This window comes from Pseudomonas trivialis (assembly GCF_001439805.1).
In the GTDB taxonomy this organism is placed as follows: domain Bacteria; phylum Pseudomonadota; class Gammaproteobacteria; order Pseudomonadales; family Pseudomonadaceae; genus Aquipseudomonas; species Aquipseudomonas trivialis.
Genome location: NZ_JYLK01000003.1, coordinates 299843 through 322616 on the forward strand (window position 1 = coordinate 299843; position 22774 = coordinate 322616).

Genomic DNA, 22774 nt, shown 5'->3' on the forward strand with positions numbered 1-22774 from the left:
CCATGAAACGTGATTGACCAACGGTAATCTCGTCTCTATACTTCGCCGCCATTGAGCCCTGATGGCGGAATTGGTAGACGCGGCGGATTCAAAATCCGTTTTCGAAAGGAGTGGGAGTTCGAGTCTCCCTCGGGGCACCATATAGCAGTATCTGAAAGTCTCTACCAGACTCTCAGACCCAGAGAAACCGGCCACTTGAGCCGGTTTTTTTGTGTCTGGCTTTCTACCTCTGTATCTCCTTATCCGTTGTATCCCTGTATCCCTGCTTGTATCCTGAGAAAAATACCGAACTTTGGGATACAAGGATGAAGCGCGCAGATATCAAGCGCCGCCCTCTCGCAGACACGACGCTTGCAGGGCTGGAGCCGGAGTCAAAGGAATACCGGGAGCTAGACGGAAACGGCCTCTACTTCAGGGTCAAACCTGATGGTGGTAAATCCTGGCAGCTACGCTATAAACGTCCGGCGGGCAATTGGGCTTGGATGGGGCTCGGGGGTTACCCAGAGGTCAGCGGTGCGCTGGCAAGAGAGAAAGCTGCCGATCTACGCAAAGTGGTGAGTAGCGGCGCCGATCCCCTTGAGCAGAAACGATCCGCTAAAGCTGCAATCGATGCGGCCAAGGCTCGAACGTTTCGAGCTGCTGCTGAAGCTTGGCTCAAGGCCAAAGAAGAAAAGGGCCTCGCAACCTCTACCCTTCACAAAATCCGCACCTACCTCGACAAGGACATACTCCCGGCATTGGGAGATAAGCCCCTCGACGAAATCACCCGCACCGACTGCGCAGATCTCCAGGCATCCCTCGAAGCTAGAGACGCTCACAACGTGGCAGAAAAGTGCCGCACCTGGATCAACCAAATCTTCGGCCGAGCGATTGGTTTAGGACTCACCGAAAACGATCCGGGCAGCCGCCTTCGCGACATTGCCGCCCAGGCGCCCAAGACTCAGCAGCATCCACACTTGCTGGAGCCTGAACTCGCTGAGTTTCTCCAAGCACTCAAAAACACTCCGAGCAGACTGACGGCACGTACCGCCGCATGGCTTTGTATCTGGACTGCATCCCGCCCAGGCATGGTCCGTTTGGCTGAATGGAAAGAGTTCGACCTTGAGAAGGCCATTTGGACGACGCCTGCTGCCAAGATGAAGATGCGCCGGGATTTTGTATGCCCCCTTCCCCACCAAGCCGTTACAGCACTGAGGGACCTGCACTGTTTAACGGGACGGAGTCGCTGGCTTTTCCCCGGCGTCGGAGCAAAGAACCCAACCATCAGCGAAAACACAATCAACAAAGTCTTCGCTACCATCGGCTACAAAGGGCGTCTAGTAGGACACGGTACTCGACACACCGCGAGCACGTTACTTCGAGAACATGGCTGGCCGAAGGAACATTTTGAAGCACAGTTGGCTCACAAAGAGGAAGGCATCTCGGGGGTATACAACAAGGCCCAATACTTTGAGCAACGCGTAAAAATGATGCAATGGTACGCCGATCACCTTGATTCCCTAGAGGCCGGAAATGTAGTGCAAGGTCAATTCGGGAAGGCCGTGTGAAGCCGTCAACCCTATACCCCTTCATAAATGGTGTTACGGGTGTTACGCGTGTTACACCAACCAATAACCCATTGTATTTATTGAATATATTTAGCGTTACACGCACTGCAAAGCTTCTGAACGCCACGTGTTACATCGAGCAGTCGTGTTACAGAAAAGCCACGCCCTCAACCCTGCTGGCATTGGCGCCTCCACCTGCAAATCGCTGTAACAGCCTATCGGCTTCGGGGCGGCGGGGAGATCTAAATGGACTTTGAGCGGGGCATCGAGGCAGAAGAGTTCGAACTCGAAATCGCAGGTTTCGACGTAACGTGCCCGGTGTGGGATCAGGACGATATCGAGGCAGCCGTTCGCAGTCTTGCGCTGTTTCCGCATTTCAACGAACACTTCAAAGGTGCCTTCGATCTGATCAACACAGCCACATCGTTCTGGCTTGAGGAGGGTTCCTACTCCCCAGGTGCAGAATCGATCACACGAACCCTTTACTCCGTACGTGATGCCATCTACGACCATGCCTACTCTGCGGAAGCAGGCTCGTTGCCAAGCGTGATTCGAGGGCTCCTTCGGGTCAGCCGTTCCGCAGCAGACTCACAGCTTACGGCGACCTTTGCCCTGGTAATGGGAATGCAGGCCGTGGAGACGCTTGCAAATTGGCTGTTCGACCTTGAGCTCACCACTTACGGCGACGCTCACAATTGATGCGATCAAGACAGAGCTTGATTTCATTGACCTTCAACTCAAAAGAAAGAGCGGATGAAGAAGAAGCGGAAGCTTAAACATCTTCCGCCTCCATATATCCTATCCTTACACAGAGGGTTCAGGCTTCTTCGGCCTCTAGTCTACAGGAGCGCTTAGCTTCTGAGCGCTTTCGCCTGATTCTGTTGAAAAGTCGATCACGATTGCCACAGCAAAAAATATGCGCCAGAGATTGAAATCATGATTTTCGGCTGGTGCTACGCACTCAGATTGCCATTCGCGTGCACTCTCCCTATGTCTCATCAGTTGCAGAGATTTATTTGAGCAGCGGTTATCCACCTGAGACCGATGTAGAAGGACTAGTGGTAGTTCGCGACCGTTAGGTGAAGATGCCGGCCTACTAACTTTATTCGCCTTTGTCGCCGTCCATCAAGTCCGACGCTTCGCCGTCCTTGAACCCACAGCCTTCCATAAACATCCAAGCGCGAAGCCAGTTGTTAACTTCATTAATTTTTAGTATGGAGAGATCCTCACCCCAACCTCGCCCCTCTGCTTCGCGAGCGAAATGCTCATTGAGGAAGCCCGAATAAGCCTCACGCATCATTCCCGTCGGCCTATATGCGAAGTTATGGGTGAACCCCACCTCTAGCGAATTCGTGACGACTGCACCCCAGTAGGGTGTCTCGACTTCCGCATTATAACAATCTGTAAGGCAGTCCTTAACAGCGCGCTGTGCTAGCCGAATCAATCGTCCCTCGAAAGCCCATTCCGGCATCTCCAAAAAACCTGCACGCTCTTTCTCATCCAACTGTAACAAAATTGCATCAGAACGTTTCGGTTCCGCAATACGGAAGGGATTGAGAGCGCAGATGAATAGGCTGTTGCGGTAGTAACGGGGAATCTCACGCCAGGGTTTCCTTATAAAGCAAAATCCATGCAACCGCTCGGCTTCCATTAGCTGAGAAGCGTAACCGCTAAGACCAGATAAATGTTTCTTGGTCCAATCATTAAGACTGCCTCCTTCCTCTTCGCTATCGAACCAACCATCGAGATCTTCGAAAGAAATCACTACACAACTCATCGCATCGTGCGACAGAAGCTCATTGGTAAAATGTCTAAAATCGTTATCGCTGGGCAGGTAGAGATCAAGCTGCAAACTCTCCAAACTACCATCTGGAAAGCTAGGTCTATATACGATAATATCCCGCTCACTAATTAAAAGATCATAAAGAAAAGCTTGTTTTGTAATTTTATTATCGAGATTAGCAACCAGGACGTTGGTGATATCCTGATGACCTGACAAAGCGAAAATACTAGCTATGTAATTGCTATAAGCAAACAACTCCGAAAAAGCGTTGCGTTCTGCGGATCGGTCGACTTTCAACTCCAATACAAACAAGCCGTCTTCATGAGTGCCAAGTAGATCGAGCTCCATAGGCTTAGTGTGATCAGTAGGTAACTTGATTTTTGTACCAACGAATGTACCGTAGCGAATCGTCCCATGCAGCCGTTCTAATCTAGCAAATGCACGTGCCTTTATGATCCGCCAGAGTTGAAAGTCGGGTTCATCTATAGTTTCCTGTGCCTCTTGGAGCACATCTTCGGCTCCGTCAAATAAAGGGCAATCGACGACTACCGCCTCCAATCCTTTAGCGTGGAGGTATTGATGAACATCATCTTCGGAAAATTTGGCCATAGCTGTTCTCCAAACTTAATTCAAACTAAGCGAACACATTTTTTTGATCCGACACCCCGCGACTTGGAAAGATGGAACTTCCATCGCGCAGATCGGCAAAAAAAAGTTTAAAATATTAATCATTCATACTGCCCTCATTTTCAAAGTGAGCAGAAATAAGTCTATTGAAATGCGCTTCCATTATTTCAGCTTCTTTAACTTTGCTTTCATACTCCTCTTTAGTCGTTGGTCGACGCCCATACTCATCCTGAAAAACATACCTACCATCACTCATTCTTACTGTCATATTTCCGCCCTCCATTGCCACATGCGACGGATCAGGCAGTAAGAACAACCCCAATTTATTCCAAATACTATTCTTAAGATATTTTTCTGGATGTAGGTCATCCTCCTTATCTCCGGCTATGTATCTATCAGCCCTAGTCTTAACTATATAATTCACCTCCCTAACTTGAAGATCAGTTAACTGCCTATCTCGCTTGCAATTATCATATCGAACAAGGGGATTATCAAAAAGACGCGCATTCGTTCTTATTTTTATCGCTCTGCTTGGCCCTTGCTTTCGTGCCCACTCCCTATGAGTGATCACCATTAATTTATTTCGACTCAAAGGATATATAGTTTGAGTACCCATCCATTGCTGAAGAGGGTCTAGCCCACTCGGAACTCTTGAGTCCTTAGGAAATACGAAGCGATTAAAAAAAGTCACCGGATGATCAGAGAATATAAACTTTGCATCTGAATTATCTGCCGAAAAAATCTCCAAACTTGCTTCAGCCCACATCACACAATGCATTCGGCGCAATCTCTGCATCATAGTCATTAATTCAAGTTGCGTCTTTACAGGAGTAACGCGAGCAAGAAACGACAAACCCTTTGGAGTCCTCAATCTCTGCGCATCCATAAACTCAAAGAAATATGGGAATGTAGAATGAACAACATCCCAGTCCTCATCAAGAAAAGCCTCGACGGCAGACTTCCCTACGTCATCAATTACTCCAAACAACATTTTTTCTATATCATCGTTAGGCTCCCCAAAAGCTCGAATAGTGTATAACTCAGACTCGAAGAACCAAGCATCGGGTCCCTTATCAAGTATTGACCGTGCATGCCCCCTTATTCTCCCGCTCTTATCGCGAAATATTTCCGGTCTGAGATCAAGTACTTTAAAAGCAGTAGCGTTGGGTGCAAGAAACCTTCGCTGGTACCATTGCGGGACATAGTGATGTCGAAAGGACTGCTGCGCGGCCATTTTCATTCTCCATGAGTCGACCAGCTAAAAGGCGCGTGGCTTGAATGGTGATACGCTCATCAAGCCGCGTTGCACCAGACATTAATGATGTATAGCAGCAATTAATGGGCGAACAGACCTCAGTTGCTCATCATTGCCCCCCTCTCACCTAGGCAACGTAAGCTAGTGGTCGTTCGACTAGCACCTTTTCGCTCGCACGCGAGGGCGTGTGCCTGACCAAGGACCGTACGTAGCCAAAATGCCGGGATTTGCCCGCCAAGATGGGCTTTCAAACCTGCGAAGCAAGCCTGAATGACAAACCTACGCAATGCAGCACTTGCCCCGCTATGCATTGCTAATGCGCCGAAGAGGCGGGTTACAAGCGTTGTCTGCATATATCCGACCCCGCTTCTATTGATCCCCACGGAGGATTCATCAGCTTCCAACAGGCCGCTCAAAGGGGGATCATTCAACCAAGCCTCTGCAATGCGTACAGCCCTTTGCCACGGGCAGAAGACAGCCAAACGTGGTCTGCCTTGACCGCGACCTTTCGACTCGAAGCATCCGTGGGCAGTCGTCTATTTTTGGTCGACTTCGGTATGTCGTGTTCGACGGAAAATGTCTAGATGACGCCATCAATACCCCAAAAAAAACTGAGCGATTTACAAATCTGTCTGCCTTTAGGGGAAACCGATGGTGAATAAGCCGTCCTCTACTATGCAACTCGGACCCATTTATCGAGGTTAACGTCCCTAGCCATGGAGTCCATGAGAACAGCGATCCAATGGTTTCTACCATATACATCGCATCGATCTTTCGCTCGCCCTCTCAAAAACCCCCGAATGTCCTGACCTCCAGAGTCAAGATGAATGCGGCAGTCCTGGAGTATTTCTGCTACTTCGTCATTCCCAAGTTCGTCATATCGCTCAATCAGTTTGAGGCGTTGGAAGTGGCTACTGATGAGGTTCCAAAACTCATCGACGACACCGATAGGTCTAACTAGCGAAAAGTTCGCACCGACACCTTTAAACCCCAGGATCTCTTGAAACGTAACATTGACAAACTGAAGGTCTGGCACCGGGTCAGTGTAGGTGTGCAGAAATTGACGTCTTCCCGCGACGGAAAGCCAATCAGCATCTTTAGTGGAGTTGCATTTAGCGCAGCATGGAACCAAGTTTAACGGATGCACCGAAAACTCCGGAAATTTCACTGCGGGCATGTAATGGTCGAACGTTCCGGGAAGCGTCGTTCCACACATAGGGCAATACTTTAAAAGCCGCTTAGGTTGCGCATCCTTTATCGCCTGTTTGAGTTTCTTCAGCGGCTGAGTAGCCCCGTCATAGCAAGCACGGAGGGTATCGCCTACAAGGAGCGCTGGAGCATGGCTCTTGATACTGGCTAAGGAGCTTTTGTCGATGGCTTCCGCGTAGGCGAGATATCTCTCTTCAATCAAGGCATGGACGGCAGTGAGATTTTTCCTCGTAGTTTTATGCTTCTTGTCTCGGATAGCTACATATCGATCTAGGTAAGGCGGATCGTCGGGCAAGGCAACGAGGTTTCTCATTTGTTCTTACCTTCCTTCTTACCATACTGCGCCAGCAGGTAGGCTTCTGCGCTGAGACTTAGACCTTGATCGAAGCGAGCGAGCACCTGCTCGGCCGGCTCGCTTCTTGCCAGCCGTTTAAGCGTTCGCCTATAGACACTCTCCACCTCAATGGTCTCAAAGACATGCCTAGTTAGCTCAGTAACACTTTCTCCGAAGCTCTCGAGAAGTAAAGGGTGCGCTACTGTCAGATTCTGCTCCCGTTCGAACACCAAAACACGCTTGGCGGGAATTTCTTGTATCACGACAGGTGAATGAGTTGCCACAACCGCATATGAATCGAACTTGCCCAGAATCTCCGATAAAACCAAGAACAGACTGGCTACTGCATTAGGGTGAAGGTGGGTTTCCGGTTCATCAAACAGGACCAGGGAATTGGGCTGAATCCAGGCAAGTAGGGCCGTCACGAAATGGGCGAGAATGGATTGACCCGAACTGAGGAGAGAAAGGGCCTGGTAGTCGGTGTCAATGGTGCTATCAATTTCTGCCTTCAAGTTTGACATCAGCTGTTCGCTAAGATCTCCCAAGATGGTTTGCGCGTACTTTATCCAGTCGTCTTGCAATTCTCGTTCGCGAATACGTTCCTGATTTCTCCGATAGGTTTCATTCAGATAGGCACGAGAAAGTCCTCCCTTGTCGCTGCGTATTCCGCAGTAGACGTAGCTGCTGGAGCTGTCTGGATTTGGGCGTTTGAAGCGATCAAAAGCACTATACGAAATGGCGATGATACGAGTGAACAACGGCCGACCATCAGGAAAACGCTCCTCGCGCTCGGTCAGCTTCTCGGCCGAAGTACGCGAAATCTGAGCTAGATCTGCGCCCAGGCTAGCCAGAAAGCGAGTCTTGCCCACCGCATTACGTCCGATGATGCCAACGATTCGGCCTGGTAAGGGATCAAAGGGTTGAAATGCAAAGGATGCCTCAACGTCAGCATCAGCCCCCTCGATTGAACCAATGTAAGTAAAGAAGGGTTCTTCGTTCACCGGCTTACCAACGGCCCATGCATGGCCGAAACGACGCGCACGGTGCGCGCCGTTCTCACGCATCATTGCATTACGGAAGGCGCTGGTTGGCTCGAAGTCAGCAGCAAGTGCGGGCCGCCATGCAATATCTCGAAGTGCGACCAGCACATCGATGGCCTGAGCTCCAAGGAGAGTATGAAGTCTCGTGTAATAGTCGTCCTCCTGACCAAGGGAAATGCACTCAGCGCCCAATTCGGAAAATGAGTCTTCCAGGCGGGTTGTGCTGGCCAATACTACAGGCTCAGCATCTCCGCTTTTTTTCTGCAGGATTTTGACTGGGCCCAAGAGAGTGATTGTGCTCTTAGCATCGTGGTAGCTGAGATGGAATTGCACTTGGTGCCCATAGTCGTCCCAGTTGTCCGTCCTAAGGACGAACACGGGGAGGAGTGATGGTGCGACAGCCTCACGTCTTGCACGGACCACAAACTTTAATTTAGACAAAAACTCATTTCCTTATGTGTTGAATTAGTGCTTAAGCAAATGACGCTGAACTCAGCGTATACCAGCAACGATAGCCATAAGGCTAGTAAAGCATTCTTGGAATTTGCTTAGCTTCCAATCAATCTTATCGACCGGAATACATTATGCCGTTCAGGTTGAGTTGCCCTGAATGCTCTAGCACCTCCAAAAACGCAGCTACTGGCCGGTAGGGGCCCTTCAGAGCGCGGTGCTCTGGCCAAATAACAGTCCATTAATCAGCATATCTACCCCCCGACAAAGTAGCTCTTGATGTAACACCTATTGGCTATGTAACACGTCTACCGCCTAACGAATCAAAGTTGTGTTACTCAAAAAATACCCTTTAAAAACAAAAAGTTAACGTAAACAGTAACAAGCGTAACACCAGTAACATCGCTTTTGACGAGGTCCGCCCCTAGCCCCTCAATGGCCTTTCCTCCAGCGAGAAAACGCGGTCGCTTCGATGACGAAAAACATCGCGGGGCCCCGGAGATTTACTCTCAGCACGGGGCATGAAAACCGCGCGTTCGTGGTAGCGGCTGGATTTTTCAAGTTGGTTGACAGGTTGACGTGGTTGACACCCATCACCATGGTTGACGCCACGCAGGTGTTCGCTATCAGCAACAGATACAGCCACCTTTACCGAAGCCGTAACGATGGCCCTTTTTCTTCAAGGTCCTTTCAATTTCAACATTGAAATTTCAGTAAGCTGGTGTGATTGCCGCTACTACGATCCCACGGGTTTCTGACCCCGTGTCGTTCGAATATCCTCAGGGTCCCCGACAGTTCAGGCGGCTCGATCAAAAACTGCTTCTGTCATATCAGCGAACTTGATCATTGACGCCACTTCTAATTCGTTTCAATGCAACCGCTCTTCCGCCGTCTAGAGATCCGAGATAATGTGGTTCCTCGCAATACAGGAGAAACCATAGTTAAAGTTAATTATTTCAGAGCAGCGTCACGCTTCCGGGTGGAGCCAGCATAACCAGCTTATAATCTGGATTGTTTGTTTTAATATCGTATTTTTCCATTCTCTGCGGCGCGTCAGGATAAAACAAAACAATGCCACTCTTGATACTTGATATAAACAAATACCTTTCAAGTTGAATAAGTGAACTAGCTTGATGTTGGCGCATAGCGCTTCGCCTCAATTCAACTACCAGCTTTTCATCACCCCGACTGATAACAAGATCAGCCCTAAAACTCCTCAGTTCCGACACAGAAACTTCTGTTTCTACTTTCAACTCTGGAGCAACAGAAGATAGGAAGCCATGAAGCGCACCAAGCACTTGCGTTTCCGTCAGCCTGTTAGTGTCATCAAACGGCATGTGTGAAGCGCAGAATTCGCTTAGAAGCTCGGAGGCTTTCACTATGAGATCGGTATTTTTTGCTTGTTTTAAACTCGCTAATAATACCGCCTTCTGAGCATCCGCCTCTGCTTGTGATTTCATATATGAGAGCCGCTCAGATATTTGATCTAAGAGCAAACATGCAAATGCCGAGACAGAAACTATCGCAAGAAACGCCTCGCTTTCGTCAAAGTCGAGTTTGTAATCGTGAGCCGAAGGGTTCCGCCACTCAGTGCGGTAATTTGTCAGTTGGCTTAAAACTCGAGGACGAAAGATATTATTTTTTTCTAGATAGCTCTCGATATCATAGGGACGTTTCTTAGAGGGTTCATTGCCAGTAAGTACTCGGTAAGCCTCTTTAACACTACCTTCAAAAGCCTGATTTGTTCGATAAATAGCGTCCGTGAATGCCGTGTCATCGTCGCCATCTTGCCCTCGTGATAAATGTCGAAAGGCGGTTTCAATGTGTAGCAAGACGGCTTTAAGGCCAGGACGGTGCTCACCATCATCAAGAACGTCGATTTTCTTTTTTAGAACGTCTACCAGATCCATCATCTTCCTTGAGGTTGGGGGAATTATCTACGTCAGCGGTAAAATCGACCGCCGCCGCCGGTCTCAACCCATGCGAAATTGGCAACAAAATGTGCGAATTTTTTTCGAAGCGTTTAGCTAGCCTAGTCCAACTTTACCAGAGCGATCTATGATCCGCTTTCCATCCTCCCAAAAACTCAAATATCAAGACTGTCACGATTTCATCACCAGGACCAATCATCGTGTATCCCCTCCTGTATCCCTACTTGCATAATCCTCCTACAGCCTTGATTTATATGGAGCGCTCCAGTCTCCCTCGGCACCATCTTAAAAAAAGACCTTGAAATTCAAGGTCTTTTCTTTCGTCTGCAGGAAAGTGAATCGTGAGGCCTTAAAGCCTGCCAGCTATCACTTTTTCTTCTTGGCAGGCTTTTCCGCCTTCTCTGCCTTCTTGGCCTTTTCCGGCTTGCTATCAACCTTCTTCGGTTCGGCATCCTTTTTCTTGTCTTTCTTTTCAGAAGACTTCGAAAGGGTCGACGCTGCTGCTGATTTCTTTGCCGGTGACGACTTCTTGTCTTTCAATTCCTTACTGGCTTTTGAAGACTCGCCTTTGCTTTTCTTCTCGTCTTTAGCCACGTTGACCACCTCTCGAAGGATGCCGGTATTGGCACGCTGCCTGGGGAATTATCCACAGGCTAATCATTAGGCGAACACCGCCAAGAGCCGTTCCATTTTTTTGCTGCAGCGAGGGGCGGAACCCGCACCTCCCCTGCCGAGCGGTCGGTAAGTTTGTTTCAACACGGCTCAGACCCGCTCGCGTGCGGGCTCTTGTGCCGCAAACAATGCATTGAGCGTGTTTAGAAACACATCATGGCTCAAGATCCCCGTGGCAATAGTCGACAGCACCACTTTGCCGCTCTCGTCCTTGATCACCACGTTTTCAGTCCAGGCATTGAGGTCGACGGTACGCAACGATGCCATCGACACGTTCTCGCCCTTGTATTGCAAAAACGTTCGGCTGACCGCAATCGGCGAGGTGTTGATTTTCAGGAAGTTGCCGCTCACACGTTTGCCCCAGACCTGCCCTGAGTTGACGCAGTTGAACGTCACCGACCCGCCCGCCTCCAGCGTTGCGACCACCGCTGGCATGCGCGCGAGTACGTGACGCTCACGTACCAGTTGCTGGAATTCGTAAAAGCCCTTGAGGCTTTCGATCACGCGGTGAAACGGCTCGGACGCGTTGCGGCGATAGGCCAGGTTGGTGATCAGGCCGGTCATTGCGGTTTGCCCGGAGCCGAACAGGTACAGGTCTTCGATGTCGGCGAACGCGGTGTAGTGGCGCTGACCGTTGACGATGCGCTCTATGCCCAACTCAAACACGTTGTACACCGGCGCGCGCAGTTTTTTGTGCCAGGCGTAGACCGCAAACATGCCCAACGCGATAACCGCGAGCAAGGCGCTGGTGGCGTAGATCAGCGTCTGCGGGCTGCTGAAGCTGAATGACAGGCCGCGGGAGGTCTCGCCAGCTATGGGTCCTTCGCTGCCTGCGGGCAGGAGGGTGCCCAGGTACAGCACAAACACGGCGAGGCCCAACAGCACGACGCCAACTATCAAACTGAAAATCAGAAAGCCCTTGCCGTGGCGGAAGCTGGCGATCAGTTCGCCGGTGGCCGAAGGTACTTGGGTGGGAGATGGCTGCATGGTCGTTGCGTCCTTGTCTGAAGGAGAACGCGCCGCTGTTCAGACAGCGCGAGTTAGCCTTGCACACCGGCTCTTTGAGAACCGGGTGCATGGCGAGTTGGAGCATGGCTAATTAATATCGTTCCTTGGACTGCCCTTTGCGGCGCGCGAGCCCGTTGTACGGCGCCAGGGTCTTTTTTTTCAGACACAGAACAGTGATCATCGCCCTCCTCCACATAACCCAGGACCCAAAACCATGGAATTGACGCTGGAAGCGGTCGCGCTCTTTGCACTCAAGCTTGCGCACGAGACGGACGGCGGCAGCCCGGTTTTGCGGGATGATCTGGTGATGGATGGGTATGAGCGGGAGGTGTTTGGATTACTCGTACGCAAGGGCGATCTCGCTACGACTCAGCAAAAAATCAACGAGTGCATCGCGGTGGCCCTTTCGGCGCTGGGCGGCGCGAACACGGTAATGGGCCGTGAACTGCAACGGCTGGCGACGGACGTGCGCCAAGCGCCTACGTTTGAAGCACTCACGGCCCCGCTCGACGCACTCAAGCAGTACCTGAAAGCAATTCTGTGAGGTGGTCGCCTACCGCCGCCCCTCCACCACCATCCGCACCGCCAACCCCATCAACACCGACCCCATCACCCAGCGTTGCACCACCTGCCACCCCGGCCGGGTGACGAAAAACACGGCAACCGAACCGGCCATGCAGGCAATCACCGCGTTGACGCTCACGCTGATAAAAATCTGTGTGAACCCCAGCACCAGCGACTGCGCAAGCACACTGCCATGGCCGTGCGGGTCGATGAACTGGGGCAGCAGCGACACATACATCACCGCTACCTTGGGATTGAGCAGGTTAGTGACCAGGCCCATGGTGAACAACTTTCGCGGGCTGTCCTGGGGCAAGTCGCGCACCTGGAAAGGTGAACGCCCGCCCGGCCTGACCGCCTGCCACGCGAGGTAGGCCAGATAAAGCGCGCCGCCGATGCGCAACGCGTCGTAGGCAAAGGGAACGGCCATCAGCAACGCCGTGATCCCCAGCGCCGCGCACAGCATGTACACGACAAAACCCAACGCAACGCCGCCCAGGGAAATCAGCCCGGCCATGCGCCCCTGGCAGATCGAGCGGGAAATGAGGTAAATCATGTTCGGCCCGGGCGTCAGCACCATGCCGAGTGAGATCAGGCCGTAGGCAAGCAAGCTGGACATATCGGGCATTGTTTGGCTCCTGGATTTTTGTGCTGCCGGCGTGGAATCCTTCGCCAGGGCCGCCATGGTAGAGCGTACAAATCCCGCGCGTCAGATACAGATCCACAAGCAAAACGCCATACACCAGCACCCGTTTGAAACACCACCCACCCAGAACAGGCAGATGATCGACTTCAACAACAAAGGTTTCTTCAAGCTCAAGCAAAACAACGAATACGCCGAACGCGTATCGGCGCTGCTGCTGGACGGCGAAGAAGTGGTCGACGCCTACAAGGCCATGCGCGACGGCGTGGTCTTCACCACCCAGCGCATCATTGCGGTGAACGTGCAGGGGATTACCGGCAGCAAGAAGGACTTCACCTCGTTGCCGTACAAAAACATTGTGGCGTACTCCGTGGAAACCTCCGGCACCTTCGATCTGGACTCGGAGCTGGAAATCTACTTTTCGTCGCTGGGCAAAGTGAAATTCGAATTCACCGGCAAGACCTCTATCGTGGAAATCTCCCGGCTGATTTCCAGGCACTTGCTCGGCTGATCAGCAGGCAGGGATTTTGTGGCGAGCGGGCTTGCCCCGCGTTGGGCTGCGAAGCAGCCCGGTAAAGACGAATGCGTTTTATCAGATACTTCGTGAGGGGCTGATTTTGGGGCTGCTTCGCACCCCAACGCGGGGCAAGCCCGCTCGCCACAGAGGCATACGGCGGTGATAGAAAAGGCACCGATTGGGCATCAGTCCACTTTTCCCACGCTCAGCAGCGAACAAAGACGACATTCGCCTCTTTGCCTACCTCGTAGGCTCACTCCCTCGCACAAGGAAGTGAGCCCTTCATGTCAGAGCGCTTTTACCCACCCACCGAAGAAGATTTACGCAAGCGACGGATCCTGACCCCGCAGCCATCGCGTGTGCCGTATTCGCCGTCTGTTGATTTTTTCGAGGCATCGCCTGCTCCAGTACCCGAGCCAGCCAAACCTCCAGGCTGCGTTTTCATCAAGCCTTGCCAACTGCCTGACGGCGTCACTCATTACTTCAACCCGGCCGGGTATGTCCCGTTGGAGTTGATCAAGGAGTACAGCCATTTAAGCCTGCTGGGTGGCCGTGAGGTGGACAGCCGAGGCGCAGTCGCCTTGCGCAAGATCAGCGGCAGCACATTGCCCGCGGGCTTGGGGCAGCTGGCATTGCGTACGGCGGTTTGGGAGTCGGCGGCCACAGCCGTTGGGTCCGTCGCCGGAGGACTGCTGACGGGTTTGGTGGCGCTGGCTTGGCCTTCGGCGCTGGGTGATAGCGCGCTGTACAGCGAGGAGCAGTTGCGTTCGATGCAACGGGCGCGTTCACAGATGCGGTTGCATATCGAGCAACGTGAGGACGGCACGCTCAAAGGGTATGGGTTTTACACGGGCAATCATGCCGCGTGGCAGATGATTGATGTGGTGCAGCTTCAAAGCCGTGGCGATCAGTTTGTGGCGGATTTGGGTGAGGGCGTGGAGCTGATCTGGACGCCTGCGATTGATCCCAGTGACACGTCAGGTATTCCGGCATTGGAAGCTGCGCCGCAGGCGCCGGTGATCTGGATTTATCCGCCGACGGAGAAGGCGGCACAGATTCTGGCGAACCCGATTTATCCACCTCAGTATCGGGATTTTATTCTGGTGTTCCCGGTGAGGTCGGGGGTTCGGCCGCTGTATGTGGTGGTGAATGAGCCTCGGAAGGGATTGAAAAGTCCAGACTTTGGCTACTACCCGGCACCAAAAACCGAGGACATTACTGGCTTCCCTGGTTTGATAGAACAGAAGAGAAAGACGCGAAAACGTAACGGAGGCGGCCTTCGGGAGCGTTGGAAGGACGCGAAAGGCAAGAAACTTTTCGAGTGGGATTCAGAACAAGGAGAGCTGGAAGTCTACCGATACAGTGATGTGAAACACCTAGGTTCATTTGACCCTTATACCGGTGAGCGGCGGGGTCCGGCTAAAGATGAAAGACGTATAGAAAAATAAGCGGAGCGTTCGCTATGGCAATGAAAATACGGCTGCAATGGTTCAACAAACAAACAGAAACCCTGGAGGCATCTGAATACTCAGCAGACTTTGAGGACAGCGACAGTATTCTGACCGAACTCGACTTACACGAGGAACCACAAATCTATGCTGGAGGATTTGATGTTCTCCCAAGTTGGCTAGTGATTCTTCAGCCACACTTTCGGCGGGTGATAGAGCCAAATCTGTTCGATTTCCAGATTTCTTTTCACTACCAAGGCTCATGGCCACCGCCCCCAAAGCAACCCAACAAGGCGTCTTGACGCAATGAAGCACACACTGCAAAAGCCCCTGCTCTACCGCTCAGTCAACACCCGAACCCATGGCGTGCGCCACGGCAGTTGTCTCGCCTACCGGTATGAGCGGCATACCAAGAGCGAAAAAGACAAACCATCAAACCGCGGCTCAATGCACAGCCACCATCGACACGGTTTTGATTACACCCCGCTATTCCGTTTTCTCCTTTCCAAAGTCGGTCAGCCGTGGGATCAGGTTTTCAGCGAAGCCAACGCCCGTCTGGATCGTCCGGAGCCCATATTCTGGGTGGTTGCTTTACATGAAAGCGACAAGCAGGAGTACGTGAGAACAGATGAAAATAGCTATTACAGCGGCTTGTGGGTCGACGAAGCGGGCCTACTGCAAAAGGTTAATCCACTGCTGACGCCTGAGCACATGGAATCCTTCTCCGACTACTACACCCACTCCTTCAACGGTGTGGTATTTGCACAGCCGTTATCGAGAAAACGGTGAACAATGCCCACCGTTCAATTGCCTCCCTGGACCTGGCTTTACGCAAAATGCTCGCAACGTTTATGGGAGTGATCATTTAGGCTGGAAGGTTTCCAGATAGGCCAGAATATTCTCAATCTTCTCCCGATCACTGATTCCCCAGAAAATCATCCGCGTCCCGCTCACCACCGCTTTCGGGTCTTCGATATAGGCCGCGAGTTTGTCCCGTGTCCAAACCACACCCGAATTCTTCATCGCGTCGGAATATTGATAATCGGTGGTAACCCCCGCAGGTCGACCGATGATGCCGTTCAGCTCCGGTCCAAACCCACCCCGTGCGCCTTCACCGACGCTGTGGCAACCGCCGCAGGTCTTGGCGAAGAGCTTGCCGCCCGCTTCGGCATCACCCGCGGCGAAGGCTGAAGAGGTATCAAGAACGAGGGCTAAAGCGATCAACGCGTATTTCATGGTGACTCCACATCGGCGGTTACCGGCAATTATGCCCCATGCCAGCTCATACCGCCTGTGGGTCGATGCCGGTGCCGCCGCTCCTTGCAAACACGCAACCCAGACCCTCCAACCGACCACCCATCGTTTAAAAAACATCCAATCGAACCTAATCGTCCCCCGTCCACTCCACCTTACTGAACCCCTGATGGTGGAGTAAGGATCATGGCTCAGCCATCGATTTTGGTATTGGAAGACGACGAAATCATTCGGGCGTTGATGGTGGATGTGCTGGAAGATTTCGGCGCGGTGGTGACGTCGTTTCCTTCGGCGGATGAAGGCATGATTTACCTTGAGCGGGGCGACGAGCCGGTGGACCTGATTGTCAGTGACGTGCAGATGCCCGGGTTGCTCAACGGCTACGACTTGAGCCGCGTGGTCGCGCATCGCTGGCCCGAGGTGCAGGTGCTGCTGACCTCCGGCAATACCAGGATCGCCGAGGAGCTGGGCGGTTCGGTACGCTTCCTGCCCAAACCCTGGAGCACCAGTCACCTGATTGAATGCGTGCAGACGGCATTGACTCAGCAGGGTGTTTCGATGCATTGATAGCGTCGCGACATCACTGAAACCGAACTTCGCGCCTGTTACTGCGGTCATTTAGTCAGCAAGGAGCGACTTTTCTGATCCGCTTGTCTGCCTTTTCGCACTGTGCACGCAGCTGACGGCAATGAGTTGTGTAAAATCGTCGCCCATTTTCACGCGTCATTCATGGCCTACAGGCCCACAGTTCGAGCTTACTGAATGCACTCACAGGCCCCTGACGTTGGTGCGCCACCCCTGCTGGAAGCGCTGCGAACGGGCACTGGCCTGCTGCACGTCGCACTGGAAAAACGTATGCCGTTTTTTTCCGAGCGCCTGGATGCCCAGTGGTATCGACGTCTGCTGCAGGCTTACTTCGGCTTCTATGCGCCGATAGAAGCAGCGCTGTACGACAGTGGTTTGATCCCCGAAGGTTTTGACACATTGTTGCGTGAGAAAACGCCGACACTGGTCAGTGACCTTCACGCCCTCGGCCTGAACGACGCCGCCATCAGCGCCCTGCCCCGGTGGACCGATCTCCCGACCTTCGACACCCCCGCCGCCTGCCTCGGTGCCCTGTATGTGCTGGAAGGCGCGACCCTGGGCGGCCAGGTGTTGCGCCGGGAGATGGCTCAGCGGCTGGGCGTGGATGCCGACAACGGTGGCGCATTTCTTGATGTGTACGGCGCAGAAACCGGGCGTCACTGGAAAGCATTTCTCGATTACCTGGACCGGCAGACACTGGACGCGACTGACAAACAACGCGCCGTGACCGCTGCCCGTTCGACATTCAGCGGCTTTGAGCAATGGCTCGACCGCCAGGAGGTACTGCTATGAAAACCGAAGATTTCGAAGAGCTGCTTGCCAACTGTGCCGACGAGCCCATTCGCTTTCCCGGGGCGATTCAGCCCCACGGCGTGCTGCTGACGCTGTCGGAGCCCGACCTGAACATCATCCAGGTCAGTGCCAACGTCGGCACCCTGTTCGGCCATGCGCCCGAGTCGCTGCTGGGCCAGCCGCTGCACACGCTGATCGGCGCCGAGCATGCCGAGGCGGTGCGCGGCATGGCCGCGCACAATACGTTCGCCGACGCGCCGCCCCTGCATGTCAGCCTCAATGGCACACAGTTCCTGGGCCTGCTGCATCGCCATCAACGCGTGCTGGTGCTGGAGTTCGAGCCACGGCTTGAGGATTTCAAGCCACGGGCACTCAGCGGTCACGTCAGTAACCTGGGCAAGATGCTGCAACGCCTGCAATCGGCGAAAACCCTGCAGGCGCTGTACGAAATCAGCGTGACCGAAATCCAGGCCATGACGGGTTACGACCGCGTGCTGATCTACCGCTTTGAAGAGGAAGGCCATGGCCAAGTGATCGCCGAAGCGTCGGCACCGTCCATGGAACTGTTCAACGGCCTGTTCTTCCCGGCGTCCGACATCCCCGAGCAAGCCCGCGAGCTGTACCGCACCAACTGGCTACGCATTATCCCCAATGCGGCTTACGAACCGGTGCCGCTACTGCCCAAGCTGCGCCCCGACATCGACCAGCCGCTGGACTTGAGCTTCGCCACCTTGCGCAGCGTGTCGCCGATTCACTGCCAGTACATGCAGAACATGGGCGTGCTGTCGTCCATGAGCATTTCGCTGATGAAAGGTGACAAGCTCTGGGGCCTGATCAGTTGCGGCAACCGTGAACCGCTGTTGGTGCCGCACGAGCTGCGTAGCGCCTGCCAGACCATCGGCCAGGTGCTGTCGTTGCAGATCAGCGCCATGGAAGCCCTGGAGCTGAGCCGTCAGCGCGAAGAAAAAGTCGACGCCCTGGCCTTGCTGGATCAGGCGATGAAAGCGTCGCAAAACAATGTGTTCGATGGCCTCGCCCAACGCGGCCAGTTGCTGATGGACCTGACCTTGTCCGGCGGCGTGGCCATCATCGAGGACAAGCAACTGCACCGTTACGGCAACTGCCCGGAGCCTTCGCAGATCCGAGCGTTGCATCGCTGGTTGCAACAGAACGGCGAGCCGGTGTTCGCCAGCCACAACCTGGCGGCGCTGTACCCGCCGGCGGCCGATTTCCAGCAAGTGGCCAGCGGCGTGCTCGCCATGAGCCTGCCCAAGCCTGTGGACAACGGTGTGCTGTGGTTCCGCCCGGAAGTGAAGGAAAACATCAGTTGGAGCGGCGACCCGAACAAGCCACTCGCCCTGGAAAGCTCCGACGCCGGCATGCGCCTTCGCCCACGCACTTCGTTTGAAATCTGGAAAGTGGAAATGGCGGGCATCTCCACCAAGTGGAGCCACGGCGACCTGTTCGCCGCCAATGACCTGCGCCGCTCGGCCCTGGAAAACGACTTGTCGCGCCAGGTGTTGCGCGAGCAACAGGCGGTGCGCGCGCGTGACGAGCTGGTGGCGGTGGTGTCCCACGACCTGCGCAACCCGATGACCGTCATCTCGATGCTCTGCGGCATGATGCAGAAGGCATTCAGCTCCGATGGCCCACACACGTCGCGGCGGATTTCCTCGGCGATCGACACCATGCAACAGGCAGCGGCGCGCATGAACGTGTTGCTGGAAGACTTGCTCGACACCTCGAAAATCGAGGCCGGCCGCTACGTGGTCAAGCCGGTGCCGCTGGATGTGAGCCAGATGTTCGAAGAGGCGTATTCACTGCTGGCGCCGCTGGCGATGGAAAAAGGCATCGACCTGTCGTTCAACACCGAGCCCGGCCTGCTGATCAATGCCGACCCGGAGCGCCTGTTCCAGGTGCTGTCGAACCTGATCGGCAATGCCATCAAGTTCACCCCGCGCCAGGGCAATATCGGGATCAGCGCCATGAGCAACGGCGAGGATATTGTGTTTTCGGTACGCGATTCGGGTGAGGGCATTGCGCCGGACCAACTGCCCTATGTGTTCGATCGCTACTGGACCCAGGCTGAAAACAATCCCACGGGCAGCGGGCTCGGGTTGTATATCACCCAGGGTATTGTTCAGGCTCACGGCGGCAAAATTGTTGCGGAAAGTGAGCTGGGACGTGGCAGCGAGTTCCGCTTCACCGTGCCCAGGGTGGCCGGCGCCGCCCGCAACTGATCCGCAGGCAAACGGGGCGCCATAATCGACACGGCCTGCGTTATCCTGCGGGCCTGTTTCTCACTGTGAGTCGCCCGTTTCATGCTTGAGCAGTCGTCGCTACCCTCTGTCCTTGCCGGCCCCCTGCTACGGCGCCTGGAGCCCAGACGCCTGGTTCTGTGGCTGGTCGCCAGTTGCGAACTGACGCTTGCGTTGAGGCTGCGATTGCCCGACACAACCCTGGACATCGACCTCGATGCACATTGCCAGGTGGTGCCCGTCGGCCGTCACGCGTTTATCCACCTGATCGACGTGCCGATGGCTGACGCCCTGCCGCAGGATGTGAGCATCGGCTACGACCTGCTGGTAAACGCCAGTCCCATGGCCGAGTGGGCGCCGCATCTGCTGTACGCCGGCACCAAATGCCCAAGCTTTGTGCTGCACAGCCGCATCCATCAATTGCTGCATGGCTCCTGCCGCAAACCTCACCACAGCGCCGACGAGGGCTTGCTGTGCGCCGACCGTCTGCTGGCGAGCGCCCATACTCCCGCCGAACGCCCGGCCCTGCTGATGATGAGCGGCGACCAAGTGTATGCCGATGATGTCGCCGGGCCGATGCTCAGGGCGATTCACGCGCTGATCGAACGCCTGGGTCTGTTCGACGAGCACCTGGAGGGCGCGGTGGTGGACGACAGCGCCAACCTCTACGGGCACCACGCCAGTTACTACCACCGCGCCGACCTGCTACCGGCGCTGGACAGCAACCAGACCCTGCGCGAGCGCTTCTTCGGCGGCACCAAAAAGCCGATTTTCACCAGCAGTACCGCTGACAATCACCTGGTGACCTTCGCTGAGGTGATCGCGATGTACCTGTTGGTGTGGTCACCGATCCCATGGAGCCTGATAACTCCCGAACCGCCGCCACTGAGCGGGGACGAACCGCAACGCTACGCGCGCGAACAGGTACACATCGATCAATTCCGCCACGGCCTGCCTGGCGTCGCGCGCGTGCTCGCGCACCTGTCGACGTTGATGATCTTCGACGATCACGACATCACCGACGATTGGAACCTCAGCGCGCAATGGGAGGAAACCGCCTACGGCCACCCTTTCTCCAAGCGCATCATCGGCAATGCGCTGCTCGCCTACATGCTCTGCCAGGGCTGGGGCAATCAGCCAGAGGCGTTTGACGACCTGGTTGAGCAAACCCAGGCACTCGCCGGCCACGCGCACAACAATCACTTGAACGCCGTTGCGCAGGATGAGTTGATCGATACATTGTTGAAATTTCAGCAATGGCACTACGTGCTGCCCACCACCCCGGCCCTGCTGGTGCTCGACACTCGCACCCGGCGCTGGCGCAGCGAATTCACCCTCAAGCAGCCTTCCGGCCTGCTGGACTGGGAAGCCTTGTGTGAACTGCAACAGGCCCTGCTGGATCACCCTTCGGCGATCATCGTCTCCCCTGCGCCGGTGTTTGGCGTCAAGCTGATCGAGACCGTGCAGAAGGTGTTCAGCTGGTGCGGCTACCCGCTGCTGGTGGACGCTGAAAACTGGATGGCCCATCGCGGCGCGGCCCAGGTGATCCTCAATATTTTCCGCCACTCCCGCACGCCGGGTAACTACGTGATCCTCTCCGGTGACGTGCACTACTCGTTCGTCTACCAAGTGCTGATTCGCCACCGCAACGGCGGCCCCAGGCTCTGGCAGGTCACCAGCAGCGGCATCAAGAACCAGTTTCCCCCGCGTTTGCTGGAGTGGTTCGACCGCCTCAATCGCTGGCTCTACTCACCACGCTCCCCACTCAACTGGTTCACTCGTCGGCGCACCATGCAGGTGGTACCGCACATCCCCGAACATGCCGAAGCCGGGGAACGGCTGTGGAACTCGGCGGGCATCGGCCAGGTGTTTTTCAATGCGCAGGGCCAGCCTGAGGCGATCTACCAGCACAACGCGGACGGGAAGCCCAGGACGAGGATGGTGGAGCCCGGGTGAATTTTCTTACTCGGACATTCCTATCCTCACACATCAATATCAGAACCATCACAACCGACTGTTTTTTATGAAATTTCAAGAATAATTTCAATCCCTTTCGTTCACAGAAAAAGTGCCAGGCTCTGATCAGACTTTGAGAAAAGGCTGATCGATGATCGATTGTCATATGAACCTATTTTGGTACACTCGTCTGTGAAAAACCCACACTCGGTATTAAGCGTCACTTTTTTCGAACGGATGCTGGCAACGAACCCGTCCGTGAATGGCTGATGTCAATGCCAAGGGAGTACAGGAGACTCATTGGCATTGACATAAAGTCGGTGCAGTTTGGATGGCCACATGGAATGCCTTTGGTAAGAAAGATGGAGCATCGTCTTTGGGAAATCCGAACCGATCTGGGTACAAACATTGCTCGAGTCATTTTTTACGTTGCTTGATTGCGAGATAGTCCTGCTTCACGGGTTTATCAAAAAGAGCCAGAAGACTCCGTCGATCGCGTTGAACATCGCCAGGCTGCGCAAAAACAAACTATGAGGAACATCCCATGAACAAGCACATCGGCTCCAGCTTCGATGACTTCCTCAACGAAGACGGACTTATCGAGGAGGTCTCAGCTGCCGCACTCAAGCGTGTCATTGCGTGGCAGTTGGCAGAAGCGATGAGGGCGCAAAAGGTCAGCAAAAAAGCGCTGGCCGAACGCATGCATACCAGCCGTACCGCTGTAGATCGGGCCCTTGACCAGAACGATGCAGGCATGACACTTGCCACACTTGCCTGCGCGGCCAGGGCGTTGGGCCAACGAGTGGAGGTACGTCTGGTACCAAACAATAGCCAGTCGCCATTCCACTAAAGCAGCACACTCCTCCTATTCAAACCCCACAGCCCCCCATGTACAGTGAGCCCT

At 54.2% G+C, this 22774-nt stretch carries 21 protein-coding genes, 1 tRNA gene and 1 pseudogene; 14 read left to right on the forward strand and 9 right to left on the reverse strand.

Translation table 11 applies throughout. From position 1 onward, the window contains the following. Nucleotides 1-55: 55 nt before the first annotated feature. The 3 genes from TU79_RS06845 to TU79_RS06855 all read left to right on the forward strand — a co-directional run bounded on the left by TU79_RS06845 (nucleotide 56) and on the right by TU79_RS06855 (nucleotide 2246). Nucleotides 56-140, forward strand: a tRNA-Leu gene (locus TU79_RS06845). Between the two features lie 165 nt (nucleotides 141-305). Next, nucleotides 306-1547 (forward strand): tyrosine-type recombinase/integrase, encoded by a 1242-nt coding sequence (locus TU79_RS06850; protein WP_057007287.1) that lies wholly within the window; start codon nucleotides 306-308, stop codon nucleotides 1545-1547. 246 nt (nucleotides 1548-1793) lie between these two features. Next, a complete protein-coding gene (locus TU79_RS06855) occupies nucleotides 1794-2246 on the forward strand; it encodes a hypothetical protein (protein WP_231986871.1) in 453 nt (150 codons plus the stop codon). A gap of 403 nt (nucleotides 2247-2649) precedes the next feature. On the opposite strand, the gene TU79_RS06860 is transcribed toward TU79_RS06855, so the two are convergent. The 7 genes from TU79_RS06860 to TU79_RS06890 all read right to left on the reverse strand — a co-directional run bounded on the left by TU79_RS06860 (nucleotide 2650) and on the right by TU79_RS06890 (nucleotide 11835). Further along, nucleotides 2650-3939 (reverse strand): hypothetical protein, encoded by a 1290-nt coding sequence (locus tag TU79_RS06860; protein ID WP_057007288.1) that lies wholly within the window; start codon nucleotides 3937-3939, stop codon nucleotides 2650-2652. A gap of 115 nt (nucleotides 3940-4054) precedes the next feature. Continuing rightward, on the reverse strand, nucleotides 4055-5191 hold the full coding sequence (locus TU79_RS06865; RefSeq protein ID WP_057007289.1) for a DUF4238 domain-containing protein: 1137 nt from the start codon (nucleotides 5189-5191) through the stop codon (nucleotides 4055-4057). A 694-nt stretch (nucleotides 5192-5885) separates the two neighbouring features. Then, on the reverse strand, nucleotides 5886-6734 hold the full coding sequence (locus tag TU79_RS06870; protein WP_057007290.1) for a hypothetical protein: 849 nt from the start codon (nucleotides 6732-6734) through the stop codon (nucleotides 5886-5888). After that, entirely contained in the window at nucleotides 6731-8236 is a 1506-nt protein-coding gene (locus tag TU79_RS06875; protein WP_231986872.1) for an AAA family ATPase, read from the reverse strand. The genes TU79_RS06870 and TU79_RS06875 overlap by 4 nt, the downstream gene beginning before the upstream one ends. 965 nt (nucleotides 8237-9201) lie before the next feature. Next, complete coding sequence (locus TU79_RS06880; RefSeq protein WP_057007291.1) at nucleotides 9202-10155, reverse strand: hypothetical protein; 954 nt, start codon at nucleotides 10153-10155, stop codon at nucleotides 9202-9204. Between the two features lie 387 nt (nucleotides 10156-10542). Next, complete coding sequence (locus TU79_RS06885) at nucleotides 10543-10779, reverse strand: hypothetical protein (RefSeq protein WP_057007292.1); 237 nt, start codon at nucleotides 10777-10779, stop codon at nucleotides 10543-10545. 159 nt (nucleotides 10780-10938) lie between these two features. Next, complete coding sequence (locus TU79_RS06890; RefSeq protein WP_057007293.1) at nucleotides 10939-11835, reverse strand: hypothetical protein; 897 nt, start codon at nucleotides 11833-11835, stop codon at nucleotides 10939-10941. A gap of 235 nt (nucleotides 11836-12070) precedes the next feature. Here TU79_RS06890 and TU79_RS06895 point away from each other — a divergent pair, with 235 nt between their 5' ends. Further along, entirely contained in the window at nucleotides 12071-12400 is a 330-nt protein-coding gene (locus TU79_RS06895; protein WP_057007294.1) for a hypothetical protein, read from the forward strand. Between the two features lie 9 nt (nucleotides 12401-12409). On the opposite strand, the gene TU79_RS06900 is transcribed toward TU79_RS06895, so the two are convergent. After that, a complete protein-coding gene (locus TU79_RS06900) occupies nucleotides 12410-13045 on the reverse strand; it encodes a LysE family translocator (RefSeq protein ID WP_057007295.1) in 636 nt (211 codons plus the stop codon). A gap of 154 nt (nucleotides 13046-13199) precedes the next feature. Between TU79_RS06900 and TU79_RS06905 the strand changes: the two genes are divergently transcribed. The 4 genes from TU79_RS06905 (at nucleotide 13200) to TU79_RS06920 (ending at nucleotide 15814) form a co-directional block, all read left to right on the forward strand. Beyond that, on the forward strand, nucleotides 13200-13571 hold the full coding sequence (locus tag TU79_RS06905; protein ID WP_057007296.1) for a PH domain-containing protein: 372 nt from the start codon (nucleotides 13200-13202) through the stop codon (nucleotides 13569-13571). A gap of 290 nt (nucleotides 13572-13861) precedes the next feature. Further along, nucleotides 13862-15025 (forward strand): S-type pyocin domain-containing protein, encoded by a 1164-nt coding sequence (locus TU79_RS06910; RefSeq protein ID WP_057007297.1) that lies wholly within the window; start codon nucleotides 13862-13864, stop codon nucleotides 15023-15025. 14 nt (nucleotides 15026-15039) lie between these two features. After that, complete coding sequence (locus TU79_RS06915) at nucleotides 15040-15327, forward strand: colicin E3-like toxin immunity protein (protein WP_057007298.1); 288 nt, start codon at nucleotides 15040-15042, stop codon at nucleotides 15325-15327. 4 nt (nucleotides 15328-15331) lie between these two features. Next, on the forward strand, nucleotides 15332-15814 hold the full coding sequence (locus TU79_RS06920; RefSeq protein ID WP_082638393.1) for a hypothetical protein: 483 nt from the start codon (nucleotides 15332-15334) through the stop codon (nucleotides 15812-15814). 72 nt (nucleotides 15815-15886) lie between these two features. Here the strand turns inward: TU79_RS06920 and TU79_RS06925 are convergent, their stop codons facing one another. Next, the gene (locus TU79_RS06925) at nucleotides 15887-16261 is read right to left on the reverse strand and encodes a c-type cytochrome (RefSeq protein WP_057007299.1); all 375 of its coding nucleotides are present in this window, start codon (nucleotides 16259-16261) and stop codon (nucleotides 15887-15889) included. A gap of 204 nt (nucleotides 16262-16465) precedes the next feature. Between TU79_RS06925 and TU79_RS06930 the strand changes: the two genes are divergently transcribed. The 6 genes and pseudogenes from TU79_RS06930 (at nucleotide 16466) to TU79_RS06950 (ending at nucleotide 22720) form a co-directional block, all read left to right on the forward strand. After that, on the forward strand, nucleotides 16466-16846 hold the full coding sequence (locus tag TU79_RS06930) for a response regulator (protein WP_057007300.1): 381 nt from the start codon (nucleotides 16466-16468) through the stop codon (nucleotides 16844-16846). Between the two features lie 195 nt (nucleotides 16847-17041). After that, nucleotides 17042-17656, forward strand: coding sequence for a biliverdin-producing heme oxygenase (locus TU79_RS06935; RefSeq protein ID WP_057007301.1), 615 nt, complete (start codon nucleotides 17042-17044; stop codon nucleotides 17654-17656). Beyond that, nucleotides 17653-19896, forward strand: coding sequence for an ATP-binding protein (locus tag TU79_RS06940; protein WP_057007302.1), 2244 nt, complete (start codon nucleotides 17653-17655; stop codon nucleotides 19894-19896). The genes TU79_RS06935 and TU79_RS06940 overlap by 4 nt, the downstream gene beginning before the upstream one ends. Nucleotides 19897-19977: 81 nt before the next feature. Continuing rightward, nucleotides 19978-21870, forward strand: a complete 1893-nt coding sequence (locus TU79_RS06945) for an alkaline phosphatase D family protein (protein WP_057007303.1) — start codon at nucleotides 19978-19980, stop codon at nucleotides 21868-21870. A 269-nt stretch (nucleotides 21871-22139) separates the two neighbouring features. Further along, a pseudogene (locus TU79_RS25080) lies at nucleotides 22140-22404 on the forward strand (type II toxin-antitoxin system RelE/ParE family toxin). A gap of 10 nt (nucleotides 22405-22414) precedes the next feature. Beyond that, entirely contained in the window at nucleotides 22415-22720 is a 306-nt protein-coding gene (locus TU79_RS06950) for an XRE family transcriptional regulator (protein ID WP_057007304.1), read from the forward strand. The last annotated feature ends 54 nt before the right edge of the window (nucleotides 22721-22774 follow it).